The following is a 15,816-nucleotide window of genomic DNA, read 5'->3' as shown; positions in this document are numbered from 1 at the left end:
GTTATTATTGTAATAAAGATAAAACGCCTTGTGGTTGTTGATTGGCTTGAGCAAGCATTGATTGTGCTGCTTGTGTTAAGATGTTATTTTTAGTAAATGCCATCATTTCTTTTGCCATGTCTGTATCACGAATACGAGATTCAGCAGCTGTTAAGTTTTCTGATGATGTTCCTAAGTTGTTAATTGTATGTTCTAAACGATTTTGTACAGCACCTAACGATGAACGAGTTTGTGATACGGTATTAATTGCTGCATCAATAGCTGTAATTGCTTTAGATGCTGCTCCACCAGTAGCTATATTTAATTTAGATGCATCAACAGCTAATTTTGTAGCTGACATTGTTGTAATTTTCACATTAATAGTTTGACCTGCATTCGCACCAATTTGGAACGTTAAACCTTTTGTAGACTGTGAACCATCTAATAATTTTTTATTATTGAATTCCATTTGATTTGAAATACGTGTAATTTCTTCTTGTAATTGTTTTACTTCGTCATTTAAATTACTACGGTCTTTTGTAGTTTCATCATTTGTATCATTACGTGATTGTACAGCTAATTCACGCATACGTTGTAAAATTGCATGTGTTTCGTTTAAACCACCCTCAGCTGTTTGAATAAGCGAAATGCTATCCTGAGAGTTTTTAGATGCCATATTTAAACCTGAAATTTGACCACGCATTTTTTCAGAGATAGCAAGACCTGCTGCATCATCACCAGCACGGTTAATTTGGTAACCTGAAGATAATTTTTCTAAATTTTTAGATGCTGCTGCATTGTTCATGCCTAAGTTACGGTGTGTGTTTAAAGCTGCGATATTGTGTTGAATTCTCATTATGAGATTCCTCCTTGAATGTTTTTATTTCCACGTCCCTGTGGAGTTGTTTAGCAGGTATTCTGCTTTACACTATCTATATCGTAACGGATGTAAAATGTTTAACCTTTTTTTGAAAATTTATTTAAAAAATCCTTTCAACATTTGTGAAAGGATTTTTCGTTCAGATTATTCCCAGCCATCTAAAACACGTAAGTCACTCGCCTCAAGGGCTGCTTCATTTTCCTGCTGGATAGCTTCATATACTTCACGTCGGTAAATCTTTAGTGCGCGTGGTGCCTCGATGCCAATTTTGACTTGATCACCATCGACTGATACGATTTTCACTTGAATGTCTTCACCGAGCATCACCGTTTCACCAGGCTTACGCGTCAATACTAACATCTACTTCACACTTCCTTCTGCTGCCTTCTTTATTGGATAGCGTAGTAATTTTTCATCCTCTGTCGGTAGAACAAGTTGCTTCGCTAATTTTGTTTTTTCATTTATTACAACGGGTGCTAATAAATTAATCGTTGATTCCACAAGTGTATCCTTTAACGTCAGGATACCATAGACAAATACGTCCTCTGGCTGCTCGATTGCGAGCTGTACGACATCGTCCTGTGGTAAATCAAATGAATAATCTGCTTTAAAGGCATACGGTGTTGCGACCATAAAGCCGACCTTTTCCGTTTTCACCGATTGTAGCACTAAAAATGGTGATGTTTCATTTAATGGAATGAGCGCAAATTGTGTTTCATCGTGAAAGCCCGGAATGCCCTCTGGAAATGTAATAATTGCTTCTTCCTTTACATCTACTGCACCTAAAAATTTCGTTTGAATATTCATCGCCTAATCTCCCTTAATTACCGTTGTCTCAACAGATGCACGCTGCACTGTCGTACCCGTTACATTTCCTGGTGTGAATTGACCACTTACATCCCCTATTCTAACATCAAAGCGTGGCTTTTGCGGTGTAATATTGATGTCTAAACGGCCTGGCACATACGTTGTTTCCACTGAATTGACGGATGGAATCCATTTGATACCAAGGCCCGGTTGCGGTGGTTGTGCAATATTTTCTGCAATGGCTTGTAGTTGATTTTGACCACCTGAAATTTGCATCATTTGATCTCCCTCACGCGCTCGTCTTGCTGTACCCGCCGCAGCGTCTTGCAGTCCCTTTTGTGCAGCCTGGTCCCCTGCTTCCATTGGTGTCAGTAAACCCATATCACGCCATGCCTGTGATTGGTCAATTAATAGCTTCGCCGCCTTTGAGCTCATTTCAAGAATGGCTGCAGGCTGCTCAATGTTCACCTGTGCATTCGTTGTATGCATGCGCAGTCGCGGCTGCGTTGAATGAATTTCTACTTTTTGATCCGTCGTTCGAATGTCCACACGATCTAATTTCATATTCCCTCACCTCTTAAAAAACGCCCGCAACCGCGAGCGTTTAATTTAACGAATAAAGTCAACTAATGTTTGCTGAATAATACGACCACCAACAGACAATGCTGCACGGTGAATGGATTCTTGTGTAATCATATTTGTGATTGCTTCTTCGTATTCTACATCTTCAACGTTTGATTGTTGTTTCGTCAGTACTTCTTTTTGTATCGCCAAGCGGTCTGACATCATGTCAACTCGGTTTTGTTTTGCCCCAACTGTCGAGCGTTGCATCGAAAATAAATCCTGTACGCCTTGAATTGTCGTAAAATCACGGTCTGCTGCAGAGTTTGTTCCACCTAATAAATCACCAATCTCTTTACCTGATGTTATACCAGCTGTTCCCTTTAATGCTGCAAAAACTTTAGCAAATACCGTATCCATTTTTTCAAACATTTTCTGTGCATCCGTTGTATTCACTTGCAGCTTAATATCATTATAAATTTCAATATTTACTGCAGCATTCATGCCTGATAATGTTTGAATTCGTTTGTCATTCGCGGTATTTAATGACGTAACCGGACCTTCAATCGCCGAGATAGTTGTCGAAACAGATGTCTCACCTGTTAAAGGATTTGTAATAATATAGTTTCCATCAGCATCTTGAACAGATAATTTGTCAGGTGCAATAACTGTATTTCCTGCTGCATCAGTTACAGTAATGACGTTGCGTCCTGCTTGGTCTTTCGTAACCTCTGTTGTTGAAACCGTATTGCCGTCCTTATCTGTAAATACCGTCACTGATTCACCAGTTGCTGTATTCGTCGTTTTAACGGCAGTTGCAATTAAATCCCCAACTGAATTTTTGTATTCAGTTGTACCAGTCATCTGTGCCCCACTCATCGTTGTTGTATGTGTCGTACTTAAATTATCCTTCGAGCTTGTAACAGTTGTTACACCTGTTGTCGGATCTGTTTTAATAATAGAACCATTGCTTTCTACCGCAACACCATTTGTAGCAGGGAGATTACGATAATCTGTAATGGAAATTGGTGAGGGACCAGTAGTTGTAGATACTAAATTCCCGATACCATCTCGTACAGTCGTTGTATACGTTCCAGTAAGATCATCAATTACAGTTTCAGATGTTGCGACCGTATCACCAGAAGCATTTTTGAACGTAAATTCATTGACACTAACATTTGCAGGTGGCTCTGTTACAGAAACAGGAGATGTTTCCGGTTTTAAAGCTTTCACCCCAACATTACCAAGTGCATCCACCTCAATAACATTCCCATGTCCATCCGAAGCACGTAAAACATTTGCAGGCTCTTGAATTGGTTGATTATTCGCGTCCTTCACTGTGACAACAATCGCTCCAAAGCTATCCTTTTGACCAGTAATTGTCGCAACAAGACTCCCTGTACTATCACGAACAGATGTCGTAAATGTACCATCTGCTGTTGAAGGCGTTTGCTTTGAAACAGTTGCTATTGTTTTTCCTGTCGTTTGGCTACGATACGTGTCCAATGAAGTTGTGACATTACCAGATGTTGTTGTTAAATTTGTAGGTGTTGCTGGTGGCTCTAGTGTACCAATCTTTCTCGTACCATCTGCATAAACTTCAATTACACCGCCAGCATTATCTACTGCTAATAGACGATTGGTAATTGGGTCCCCCGCTCCATCTGTTACGGTCGTTACAGGATTTCCCGCTCCGTCTTTAGTAATTGAAATTTTAGCAACTACCTTATTATCCTTATCTAAAATAGATGTAACAGAGGTACCATCTGCATTTTCAACACGTTTTTCCGTTGCGACAGCACCGTATGTTGTCGTTGTCGTCGTACGTGTTGTTTTGTAATCAACAGAGCTTGTATTACTACCATCTTTTGCATGTGTTACGTCTACTGTACCATCCTGTGCTGTTTCAATAATATTGCCTGAGCCATCGATATATTTCCCCGTAGCTGGTGGCTGAATCACATTATTATTACCATCTGTAATCGTCGTTATCATATTACCGTTAGCATCCTTAGCATTGGTAATTTTTGATGCGACATTACCAGCTGCATCACGAACAATCGATACAGATGTGCCGTCTGTTTGTGTCGTCGTTTGTACATCTGCAACGATATTACTATTAGCATCTCGATACAACACTTGATCAATTTTCACACTATTACCATACAGTGGCTGATTTGTTCTTGTTCCACTGAAAATATACGTATCACCAATTTTTGTATTGCCAATATCTTTTATTTGCTCATAAATTTGTTCAATTTCCTTTAGCATTTGCTGACGGTCAACCGTTTGATTCGTATCATTTGCCGCTTGAGTAATTAACTCCTGCACACGCTGCATGGCGCTTCCTACTGAGCCTAATGCTGTATCTGTTGTATCCAACCATTTCGTTGCTGTATCTAAATTTTCATCATACTGTGCATTTTGAGCCAATTGTGTACGATAGCTCATCGCCTTTGTCACACCTACTGGGTCATCTGATGGGCGTAGCAACTTAGAGCCTGTCGAAAGCTGTTGCTGCCAAACACCCATTTTGCTATAGCTTGTGTTTAAATTTCGAAGCATATTATTCGAAAGCATTGATTGTGTTACGCGCATTTAATTTTTACCTCCTACAGCCCTACTCGGCCCATTCCATTAATTACTTTATCTAAAATTTCGTCGATGGCTGTCATCATACGTGCCGATGCATTATACGCCTGCTGGAACATAATCATATTCGTCATCTCTTCATCTAATGACACTGAATTTTCTGATGCACGGCGATTTTCTATTGCTAATTGAAGGGTGCCTGAATTATAGGCGTTTTTCACAGCTTTTTCGCCCTCTGTACCAATATCTGCAAGCATTGATTCATAGAATTTACCAGCAGATGCGCTATTTAAACCTGAAATAGCTGTCGTTTTTAAATTCGATAATTTTAATGCAATATTACCGTTACCCTCTTCGTTATTTTGATCCGAAGCAGCAATATTATTAAAATCTTTCATTTTATCATTCACACTAATATTAGCAGCAGTGATAAAATTCTTCCCTAAAACTGCGCCACTCGCATTGGTATTCGATGCATAATTAAAGAAATCTAAATTTGTCGGTGAATTTGAGATACCATCTGTTGATAAGCCATAGCTTTGTGAATGAATGGCATTGAAGGCATTCGCAAATTCATTCGCTAGCTTATCTAAATCTGAAAGCTTATCTGAAAAATATCCTGAAACATGTAAAGCATTCTTTTGATTTGCAGTATCAGCGACCGTTTGACGCTCACCATTTACATAAATATAGTTACCATTCGCATCTACATCATATTTCAGTGGTACTTCTAAAGTTGTTGTGCCATTTGTTGTACCGTATAGATCAAAATATGATTCTAGTTTCCCTTTATTATCTTGAAGTTTAGATGCTTCAATATTTTTTGGTGCAGTTAATGTCTGTGCAGTCGCTCCAATTAATTTAGGAGGAGTGCTCGTATCATACGTAGGTGTAATTTCCATTTTCGTACCCGCATCAAGTGCAAGCGTAATTTTGTTCGTAACTGGGTCTAGTGTTCCTGGATAAGGTGTACCATTCGCATCCGCTAACTTAACGGTTAGAACACCACCTGTGACAGAGGCAATTTCATTTTCACCTTTTTTATAGGTTACAGTAACAACCCCATTGGCATCTGTTGTTTCAGTAGCTGTTAGGCTTTCCGTTGCCGCTGATTTTTCAAATGTAATCCCATAGATTGCTTCAAATTGCTCAGATGATGTCAATGCCTTCGTAACAGGATTGCCATTCGCATCTGTCGCCACTGTTCCATCTGCATTTTGCTGCACAGTTGTTAAGGTTAATTTTGTCGCTACAAAATTACCGTAAAGCTCTCTTTGCTGACCATTGTAATTTTGAACGGTCCCACTTTTTTCAGCTGATACTAACGCCTGTTTGCTACCATCTTCTAGCACCATATAGATCTGTAAAGCACCTTCCGAATCATCTGTCGCTAGACCACCTGAATACGTACGCTCCGTTGTCACTGGAATATAATTTGATAATTCATCAATCAACACATCACGTGCATCATAAATATCATTTGGAATATAGCCATTCGGCTCAACCTGCTTAATCTGATTATTCAGTGCTGTAATCTGCTCTAAAATCGAGTTGATTTTATCTACTGTATTAATCGCTTCTGATTTTAGATTGGCTTGTACTTGTGTCATCTGTTTGTTCATATAATTAAATGAAGACGCCAAGTGCGAAGCTTTTGTATACACAACCTGACGCGCTGCCGCAGAACTAGGGTTATTCGCCAACTCCTGCCATGCCGAATAAAAATCGTTATACGATGCATTCAAGCCATATTCAGATGGCTCTGATACGATATCCTCTAGTTGACTAATCGCATCTGTACGCTGTGACCAGTAGCCTAAATTATTCGTCTCCTGACGGTACTGCTTATCGACAAACTCATTACGTACACGTGTAATGGACTGGCTTGTCACCCCTGTGCCTAAGTGTCCTGCAAGCATTGGTGCATTCATCCCTACACCAGGGAAGCCATGTGTTGCTTCTAGGTTTACGCGCTGGCGTGTGTAGCCGACGGTATTGGCGTTTGAAATATTATGCCCGACTGTGTAAAGGGCTGTTTGTTGTGCGGTTAGGCCACGTTTATTTGTTTCAAGGCCCATAAATGTTGAAATTGCCATGTTTCATCCTCCTAAAAAAGTGTTTCGCTACGTTTATGTTCTGTATTTTTCATCGGCATCGGATGCGAGATTTCAAGTGTAAAATTATTTTTGGCGCATAAAAAAAGGCCTCTCCGCTTCTCGGTGAGGCAACATTTTCTATGCTTGTGAATTAAAGCGACCAATTGTCGATGCATTGCTGCGGCGACCTTGTGATTCACCGTAGTTAAAGTTATCCTGCTGTGGGCGCATCATATCGACGGTCATATTAATAACCTGCAGTGAATTGAATAATAATTTTTGATTCAACTCATTCGTTTTTTGTAAATGCTCAACCGTCTGCAATAGCTCGTCACGTGTTTGTTGTAACTGCGTCTTCTCCTGTGTCGTCGGCACAAGTGCAATCAGCTGTTCAATGGTCGGCTGCGTCCCGGGCGCTAGTTGTTGCCCATTAAAATAACGTAGCACCGCTTGCTGGCGTTGTCCCTCTAGCTGAGAGATAGCAGAAATATGCGATTGCTCGTCATTGATCATTTTCTTAATGCCTTCCATGTCCCCGTTCGTAATCAGCTCGGTTTTATGGTCTGCGAGCTTCACTAAACTTTTATGCATGACATTTAGTTTTGCCATAATCGTATTGATTTGTTCGATAGACATTTGATTTCCTCGCTATCTACGGAAGTGATTTAATAAATCTTTTGCAAGCTTCTCTGAATCAACTTTGTACGTGCCGTTTTGAATTTGTGATTTCAACTCTGATAAACGGTCCGCGCGCTCACTTTCATACGATTTTACGCCTTGTAAATCTTTCGCTTGCGACGAAATTTCAAGTTGATCCTGAAAAGATAGACTCGATTTTTTCACTTCATTCGTTTTTACTTGTTGATTTTTATATGGATTCACTGCATTAACACCGTATCCTTGAACTTTCATAACTAGAACCTCCTTTATCATTCTTCACTATCTTTACCCATTATTTCGGATGTGGGGAGGGTATGTTAAGTGATTTTCCGATAAAAGAGTTGATGTTACTATACAATGCATGATTACGTAGTACTATTTTCTGTTACAAATTCAAAAACTATTAAAATAGTGCTAAGTCTAGCGTGTCCGTTTTTCTGATAGGTACGTACCGCGCTCATTTTTTTCAATTGACTCGCGGAATTCCTTACTCGCCTCAAATTGATTCAAATCTCGTTGCAATTTATTTGTGCAATTATCGCATAATTTCCCTGTCGTCGTTAAATGACCACAATTATCACATGGATAGCCTAGGTTCGGGAATAGCGCTGTCTGCAAGCGTCCGCGACGTACCCATCCATATAATAATTCCTCTGTGCAGCCCGTTGCTTCCACAATTCGCTCAACCGTTGCCGCACGATTTTCACGACGACGTAAAAAGCGATACACTTCTTCGTATTTCTTTTCCTCTTCTGCCGCGCAGTTTGCACATACTTCACGAATTCCGTTGTAGTTAAATAGTTGTCCACATGTTGGACAGCTCTTAATTTCGCCCATGTTGTCATAGGCCCCCTTTCACATTCTCGCTGAAATGAACACGAGCACCTCTATATTCGTAAAACCATCTCGCTTTAAAACTTCACGCGCATGGCGTATCGTCGTTCCTGTCGTCACAATATCATCAACAAGAACAAGATGCGTGTCTTTCCTTAATTGTATAGTATTTCTTGTGAACAAAGTAGCACTATTTTCACGTTCTACCCGTGACTTCTGACTTTGTGTGTCCGTCGTCGTTTTTTCTAATAAATGCGTATAGCGCACACCTGCCGCTTCTAATAGCACATCCACATGCGCAAATGTACGCGCCCGCTTTTTTGCAGGGTGCATCGGAATTGGCACTATCACGGCCTTTTTATAGTGACTACATAGCTTTTTTATTTCATCGGCAAAAACATGCGCAATAATAGCGTCCTGTGAAAATTTGAGACGATGTAACCAGTCCCTCATCGCCTCATTATAGACATAAATTGTGCGAATGCCCTCATAAGCCTGCTCACTTACACGTTCAAACTTCGCCATACAGCTAGCGCAGGTCGTCCACTTTTGCCGGCGACTAAATAACCCTGTCCACGTCTCGATCTTTTCAACCACACGATCACATAGTAAGCAGCGCATTTAGTTCACCTCCGCATTGAGGCGTAAAATTTCACGTCTTGCCGCGTCCATCTCGCGCGTCACCCCGTGATGGAAAAATACAATATCCCCCGTAGGCTCATGCTGTGCTCGACCAACGCGCCCACTAATTTGAATAAGGGCACTCGCTGTAAAAATCGCCGACTCTGCACCGATAACGGCGACCTGAACACGTGGAATCGTAATGCCGCGCTCTAAAATGGTCGTTGTTAGGAGCCCGGCGACCTCGCCATTTCGCAGTGCTAGAACCTTCTCCTTGCGCTCCGCATCTTCAGCATAGACAGCCGGCACTGAAAATAAATGCGCTGCCTGTTTCATGAGCGCAATCGTTGGGAAGAATAGCAAATAAGGTTGGCCCTTGTCTTCACAGTTCTTAATCCAGCGTGCGATTTTTTTTGGTAAACGATTCATCTGTAGCTGCTTGTCATAAAACCATAGGGACACAAAGCGAGGCACTGGCAAGTCAGCCCCGTGAAAGCGTCTTGGAATAAATGAATAGGCTCCAGTCTTTTGAAACTGCGCCTGCATATTTATAGATGGGGTCGCTGTCACAAGCATTGTGACACCGTCCTGTTTTCGCGCCTTCACAACCGCCTGCTGCAGTGCGGCGTCAAATGTATACGGAAAGGCATCTGCCTCGTCGACAAAAATAATGTCAAAGGCATCTTCAAAGCGAAAAAGCTGATGTGTCGTCGCCACAATAAATGGTGAATAGCTCGTATCTAATGGAGCACCGCCATAGAGTGCCTGTACAGTAACATCTGGGAAGACTTGCTGAAAGCGCGGCGCAAGCTCGAGCACGACATCTGTACGCGGCGTTGCCACACAGACGCGCCAGTTCATCGAAAGTGCTATTTCAATTGCCGCAAATAAAATCTCGGTTTTGCCGGCACCGCATACGGCATGTACTAGATGCGAGCGCTTTGCCCTCACACTGTCGATAAGCTCTTGTGACACGCGTGCCTGCGCCGCTGTAAACTGTCCCTGCCACTGTAGCTTTGGCTTTACATCCGTCGTAGCTGTAGCGCCAATCCAGCGCACAAGTGTATCACAAGACGCGAGCCTGCCCATTTGAATGCAATTCCGGCAGTAGACGCAGATTTTATCACATTTTGCGCAATAATAGCGAATATAGGTGTCAAAAGATGTACAACGACAGCGACGACAGCTCGGCCTTCCTTTTAAGAATTCAATGGCTTGAACATCGTCAATTAATTGTCGCTCTTTTGCTTTTGCGATTACGGATTCATCAAATGGTAGCTTTCCTGCTGGCCAAATACGCCCGCTTAAAAACTGCTGTAGCCGCGCTAACTCGTCATTCATTGGACATCCCTCATTTGTCATTTTTGTCCATTTTATCGATTTTTGCGCAAAAAAAAAGCATCTCTAGTTAAAACTAGAAACGCCCCTTTGAGATATTGTTTAGTATTATAAATAGTTTAGCCGTTTATGCTTATATTGTCACTCATTTTTTACGAATTTCGCTAAAAAATTTATCAAAAATTAATTTTCGACTATTTTTTGGCAAACCAGCCCATCGCTAGCGCACCTTCACCAAGATGCGTTCCAACAACTGCGCCAAAATAAGATGGATAAAAATCGACTGTTGGGAATTCAGCGCGTAAATGATTTAGCCATTCATTACGCTCTTGCTCGCAATTTGCGTGAATAACGGTTGCTTCAATGGCACCATATTTTGCTACATCTTCAGCTAACAGGTCTTCAATACGTTTTAATGCTTTTTTCTTCGTACGAATTTTTTCAAATGGTACGATGACTTTATCGCTGAAATGAAGAATTGGCTTCACTTGTAGTAAGCTACCGATTAAAGCTGAAGCTGCTGATAGACGTCCACCACGTTGTAAATGAGATAAGTCATCTACTAAAATGAATTCTTTTTCGGTTTTCTTCATTTCTTCTAAGTGCTCTAAAATTTCTTTCGCTGAGGCACCTGTTTTCGCTAAACGCGCTGCATGAATCGCATACATACCTTGCATATAACAAGCGACCTCTGTATCGAAACCATACACTTTTACATGATCGACCATATCCGCGGCTGCAAGTGCACCCTGGTATGTGCCACTAATACCGCTTGAAAGATGGATTGTAACGATTTCATCATAGTCTTTTGCAAGCTCTTCAAATAAAGCGACAAATTTGCCGATTGGTGGCTGTGTAGATGTTGGTAATTTTTTTCCGCCACGAATTTTCTCATAAAACTCGTCTGCTGATAAATTTACTTCTTCTTCATAGGTTTCGCCGTTAATAACAACGCTTAGTGGCACCATATGAATATTATATTTTTCAAGCTCGTCCTGTGGAATATAGGCCGTGCTGTCTGTTACGATTGCAGTTGCCATTCTTTCACTCCTCTACATATACTGTTCATTTTATAAAAATATATATGAAAAGGCAAATAACATATGACATTTATAACTTTTCAAATCTTTTTAACTATGTACTGATTGGCATATAAAAAGGAATCGCGCGAAGCACGATTCCTTTTCAAAGTAGGTTAACGCCTATTACCCACTGTTTGAAGTGGTATTAGCGTACTTCTACCCAACCGTTTTTAATCGCTGTTACAACAGCTTGTGTACGGTCATTTACATTCATTTTTTGAAGAATGCTTGAAACATGGTTCTTAACTGTTTTTTCTGAGATGTATAATGTTTCACCAATTGCACGGTTTGATTGGCCGTCTGTTAATAATTGCAGGACTTCACATTCACGTTTAGTTAATAAGTGGAATGGACGACGGATTTCCGTTTGGTGGAATGAGCCTTTATTTTCACGTTCGCTTAAGCGACGATATTCAGCTACAAGATTTTTTGTGATTTTAGGATGTAAGTATGAGCCGCCAGCTGCAACAATTTTAATTGCGTCTACGATTTCATCCGCATCCATTTCTTTTAGCATATAACCTAGTGCACCAGATTTTAATGCGTGAGATACGTATGATTCATCATCATGAATTGAAAGAATGATTACTTTCGCATCAGGATATTTTTCGATTAACTCTGAAGTTGCTTCCACACCATTTTTTTGCGGCATGTTAATGTCCATTAACACAACGTCTGGTTGGAATTCTTCATATAGAGGTAATGTATCGATACCATCATCACCTTCTGCTACTACTTCAAATGTATCTTCAAAATCTAAAATACGTTTTACGCCTTCACGGAATAATTGGTGATCGTCAATAATAATAATTTTTGTCATAATAAATTTCCTCCTCAAGTACCTCTACAAAAGGTTATGTTCCCTTTTTTATGGGGATTATAAACATAATTCTCGTACCTTGTCCGATTTCGGACTGTATATCCATAGTACCATCTAATAAATCTATGCGCTCTTTCATTCCAACGATACCGAATGAATTTTGTTTCGTTAGCCCCATATCAAATCCTGTACCATTATCCTTTATAGAAATATTAACATTTTCCTTAAGCCATTCAAAGTTCACACGAATTTCTTTTGCAGAGCCATGTTTAATGGCGTTATTCACGCTTTCTTGTACAAGTCTAAAAATGGCTGTTTCATAATTCATTGGCATACGGCGATCTTCACCACGTGAGCTAAATTCAATATACGTTCCTTCATTATAATCTTGCACGGAATTTAAATATTTCTTCAGCGTCGGCACAATCCCTAAATCGTCTAGTGCCATTGGGCGTAAGTCATAAATAATGCGACGAACCTCATGTAGCGTATCGCGCACCATCCCTTTTAAATCACGTAGTTCTTGAATCGCACGTTCTACGCCTTTTTCATCATATGAACGTGTGATTAAATCTGTGCGAAGTAACACATTCGCAAGCATTTGCGCCGGTCCATCATGCACCTCACGCGAAATACGCTTGCGCTCTTCCTCTTGCGCCTCGATTACTCGAATCGCAAAATCCTCTTTCATTTTTGCATTCTTAAGAGCAGGACCAACATCTTTTAAATCCTCGCTTAAGTAGTTTAGTACTACATTGACTTGGTTTACAAGCTGGTCGGCTTTTACAATTGTATCAAGTAAGCCTCGCATATTTCTTTCTAAGTCATCTCGGCGTCCGCGTAACAATTTTTCTTCTGATTGAACAACAGACTGACGAATTTGAAATGTATTTGCTGCATTATACGCTTGGTGCACCTGTTCCTCAGAATAAATACGGAAGTTTTGAGAAACCTCCGCAAGTCTAGCTCTAGCTTGCTTTACCTGAACTTCTAGCATATCATTTTCTTGTATAATATCCTGCAATTTGGTACGTACAATACCGAGCTCTAATTTCATTTCTTCAAAAGATTGACGTGATTGCTCGCTGATCGTGAAAATATCGTTCTTTGACGAATCAATCGTTTCGACCATACTATTGAAAATCTTATCTAATACTTGAATGTCAATCTTATTTCCTTTAACCATACTAAATACTCCTCACAATGCATACTTTATAGAATAGCATGTATTTTGTAGTACTGACATCAAAAATCTAAAATTCTTTACAATAATTATACCATTATTGTGATATAAGCACATAAAAATCCTGCGTTAAAAAGATGACAATTGTATCATTTACATTAAATTTCTACTAGGAGAATCAAATGAGAGAAAATTACCTAACATTAAAATCCTCTGCAAGCGACGAAATCATCATTTCAAAATCACGTTTCATTGCCCACTGTGCTCGTGTGGAAACAGAAGAACAAGCGCAAGCATTTATTGAGCGTATTAAAAAAGAGCATCGTAGCGCCAATCACAACTGCTCTGCCTACCTAATCGGCGAGCATGACCAAATCCAAAAAGCAAGCGACGACGGTGAGCCAAGTGGTACAGCTGGTGTCCCAATGCTTGAAGTTTTAAAGAAACAGCACTTAAAAGATACTGTAGTAGTTGTTACCCGTTACTTTGGGGGTATTAAACTTGGCGCAGGTGGACTAGTGCGCGCATACGGAAAAGCAACAACTGTAGGTATTGATGCCTCCGGTGTTGTAGAACGTAAATTACACCATGAGCTAAAAGTAATTGCTGATTACACATTGCTCGGAAAGTTAGAAAATGAACTTCGCAATTCTACCTATATACTAGACCACATTGATTATGCTGAAAACGTCGAACTAACGGTACTTGTTCCTAAAGAACAGGACGAGCTATTCCAGTCTTGGATGACCGACCTTTCGAATGGACAAACGCAAATTGACTATGTAAAGTCCATATTTTTAGAGTTTGACCGTACTTAAAATTTGTTTTACGGATTTCTTATTGCATAGTATAATAATATCCGTTGTATAATACGAATATTTTTAGAATTTTCAACCATTTCCCCTTACAAAGGAGCTTGACTATATGCCAGAGAAGAAGAAAGGCACTAGACAACAAGCCCGGAGCAGCTCATCTACTTCTACACCAAAGGCAAAATCGCATGCGAAATCTCGCACATCGAAAAGCCAAGAACGTAAGAAGAAAGAGAAAGAATCAGGTGGCTGTCTTTGGAAAATCTTGCTTGTTGTCTTAATTTTACTGTTGGCATTTGGCGGCGGCTATATTTACTACCTATTTCATTCAGGTAAAAAAGCTGCTGAGAATGCGTACGTCGAGAATTCTCGTACAAAATCGGAGTTACGTGATGAAAGCGTTCAGCCACTAACAGACAATATTTCCATCATGATCGTCGGCATTGACGATAGTGAAAAACGCAGCCAAGGCGAGGGCAACTCACGCTCAGATGCTCTCCTTGTCGCAACACTGAATAATAAAGATAAATCTATCAAACTAGTAAGTATTCCGCGTGATTCTTACGTGTACATTCCAACTGTTGGTTACAAAGATAAAATCACACATGCCCATGCATACGGTGGCATTGATGCAACACGTGAAACGGTTGAAGGCCTACTGAATGTGCCGATTGACTACTATTTCCGTGTAAACTTTGAAGCCTTCATTGAAATCGTTGATGCACTTGGTGGCGTGACAGTCGATGTCCCTTATGAAATTAATGAGCTCGACGAAAACGATAAGCGCACGGTTCACTTAATGCCAGGTACACAAGAAGTGAATGGCCGCGAAGCTCTAGCACTTGCACGTACCCGTCACCAAGATAGCGATGTCGAGCGCGGCAAGCGTCAGCAAATGATTTTAGAAGCTATTGCGTCAAAAGCAACATCTGTCACATCATTTACAAAATACGATAAAGTATTAGCAGCTGTCGGCAATAATATGCAAACAGATATGACATTTGATGAAATGAAATCATTATTCGCATACCTACAAAACGGCATGCCAGACATCGATTCCCTATCACTCAAAGGCAGTGATGATATGTCGAGCGGCATTTATTACTATCTACTACAAGATGATAGCTTGCTCGAAACACGTCAAACATTACAAAAGCATTTAGGCTTAACGATAGATACGAAGCTTAATCTTTCAGAAGATGAAGAAGTAATAGAAGAGCCTACAACTAAACAAAATACTGGATTCCAAAGCAACTATAATAGCTCTGGCTCTGGTAATTAACGCCAAACAAAAAGATACTATCTTTCATCTGAATTGGACGGACGCTTTCCTAGGAATCACCGTCAAATTCTTATTAAACCACCTTTTTCCGATATTCACCTGGAAAAAGGTGGTTTAATTTTGCCAAAATCCACGTATGATCATCGTAGTTGATGTATGCTTGAACGGTTTAAACGACAACGTTATTTGTCGTTTAAACCGTTCAAGATAAAACGTTTCGCACTTTAGACTGACATCGAACGTTTCCTCTCTCAGTCTTGATACCATTT

Annotated in this window: 16 protein-coding genes; 2 read left to right on the top strand and 14 right to left on the bottom strand. The window is 40.3% G+C overall.

Annotated elements, in window-relative coordinates:
* Window positions 1-4 precede the first annotated feature (4 nt).
* The 14 genes from KTHG_RS01715 to KTHG_RS01645 all read right to left on the bottom strand — a co-directional run bounded on the left by KTHG_RS01715 (window position 5) and on the right by KTHG_RS01645 (window position 13,456).
* Entirely contained in the window at window positions 5-835 is an 831-nt protein-coding gene (locus KTHG_RS01715; protein WP_020189190.1) for a flagellin N-terminal helical domain-containing protein, read from the bottom strand.
* Between the two features lie 168 nt (window positions 836-1,003).
* The gene (csrA, locus tag KTHG_RS01710) at window positions 1,004-1,219 is read right to left on the bottom strand and encodes a carbon storage regulator CsrA (protein WP_020189189.1); all 216 of its coding nucleotides are present in this window, start codon (window positions 1,217-1,219) and stop codon (window positions 1,004-1,006) included.
* Window positions 1,220-1,666 (bottom strand): flagellar assembly protein FliW, encoded by a 447-nt coding sequence (gene fliW, locus KTHG_RS01705; protein ID WP_020189188.1) that lies wholly within the window; start codon window positions 1,664-1,666, stop codon window positions 1,220-1,222.
* Window positions 1,667-1,669: 3 nt separating this feature from the next.
* On the bottom strand, window positions 1,670-2,230 hold the full coding sequence (locus tag KTHG_RS01700; RefSeq protein ID WP_020189187.1) for a DUF6470 family protein: 561 nt from the start codon (window positions 2,228-2,230) through the stop codon (window positions 1,670-1,672).
* Window positions 2,231-2,275: 45 nt separating this feature from the next.
* Complete coding sequence (gene flgL / locus KTHG_RS21725) at window positions 2,276-4,825, bottom strand: flagellar hook-associated protein FlgL (RefSeq protein WP_020189186.1); 2,550 nt, start codon at window positions 4,823-4,825, stop codon at window positions 2,276-2,278.
* 14 nt (window positions 4,826-4,839) lie between these two features.
* Complete coding sequence (flgK, locus tag KTHG_RS01685; RefSeq protein ID WP_020189185.1) at window positions 4,840-6,915, bottom strand: flagellar hook-associated protein FlgK; 2,076 nt, start codon at window positions 6,913-6,915, stop codon at window positions 4,840-4,842.
* A gap of 138 nt (window positions 6,916-7,053) precedes the next feature.
* On the bottom strand, window positions 7,054-7,551 hold the full coding sequence (locus KTHG_RS01680) for a flagellar protein FlgN (RefSeq protein WP_020189184.1): 498 nt from the start codon (window positions 7,549-7,551) through the stop codon (window positions 7,054-7,056).
* A gap of 12 nt (window positions 7,552-7,563) precedes the next feature.
* Entirely contained in the window at window positions 7,564-7,827 is a 264-nt protein-coding gene (flgM, locus tag KTHG_RS01675) for a flagellar biosynthesis anti-sigma factor FlgM (RefSeq protein WP_020189183.1), read from the bottom strand.
* A 168-nt stretch (window positions 7,828-7,995) separates the two neighbouring features.
* Window positions 7,996-8,412, bottom strand: a complete 417-nt coding sequence (locus KTHG_RS01670) for a TIGR03826 family flagellar region protein (protein WP_020189182.1) — start codon at window positions 8,410-8,412, stop codon at window positions 7,996-7,998.
* Between the two features lie 18 nt (window positions 8,413-8,430).
* On the bottom strand, window positions 8,431-9,030 hold the full coding sequence (locus KTHG_RS01665) for a ComF family protein (RefSeq protein ID WP_020189181.1): 600 nt from the start codon (window positions 9,028-9,030) through the stop codon (window positions 8,431-8,433).
* Window positions 9,031-10,371 carry an ATP-dependent helicase ComFA gene (locus KTHG_RS01660; RefSeq protein ID WP_020189180.1) on the bottom strand — a complete coding sequence of 447 codons (1,341 nt, stop codon included), beginning with the start codon at window positions 10,369-10,371 and terminating at the stop codon, window positions 9,031-9,033.
* A 191-nt stretch (window positions 10,372-10,562) separates the two neighbouring features.
* A complete protein-coding gene (locus KTHG_RS01655; protein WP_020189179.1) occupies window positions 10,563-11,408 on the bottom strand; it encodes a DegV family protein in 846 nt (281 codons plus the stop codon).
* A 187-nt stretch (window positions 11,409-11,595) separates the two neighbouring features.
* Window positions 11,596-12,270 (bottom strand): response regulator, encoded by a 675-nt coding sequence (locus KTHG_RS01650; RefSeq protein WP_020189178.1) that lies wholly within the window; start codon window positions 12,268-12,270, stop codon window positions 11,596-11,598.
* A gap of 34 nt (window positions 12,271-12,304) precedes the next feature.
* On the bottom strand, window positions 12,305-13,456 hold the full coding sequence (locus KTHG_RS01645) for a sensor histidine kinase (protein WP_020189177.1): 1,152 nt from the start codon (window positions 13,454-13,456) through the stop codon (window positions 12,305-12,307).
* A 179-nt stretch (window positions 13,457-13,635) separates the two neighbouring features.
* On the opposite strand from KTHG_RS01645, the gene KTHG_RS01640 reads away from it, so the two are divergent.
* A complete protein-coding gene (locus KTHG_RS01640; protein WP_020189176.1) occupies window positions 13,636-14,271 on the top strand; it encodes a YigZ family protein in 636 nt (211 codons plus the stop codon).
* Between the two features lie 106 nt (window positions 14,272-14,377).
* A complete protein-coding gene (locus KTHG_RS01635) occupies window positions 14,378-15,547 on the top strand; it encodes an LCP family protein (RefSeq protein ID WP_020189175.1) in 1,170 nt (389 codons plus the stop codon).
* Window positions 15,548-15,816: the final 269 nt, after the last annotated feature.

The organism is Kurthia sp. Dielmo (genome assembly GCF_000307285.2).
GTDB classification, from domain to species: Bacteria; Bacillota; Bacilli; order Bacillales_A; family Planococcaceae; genus Kurthia; species Kurthia populi.
Note: the sequence above shows the minus strand (reverse complement) of the source record. Positions and strands in the feature narration are given on the sequence as shown.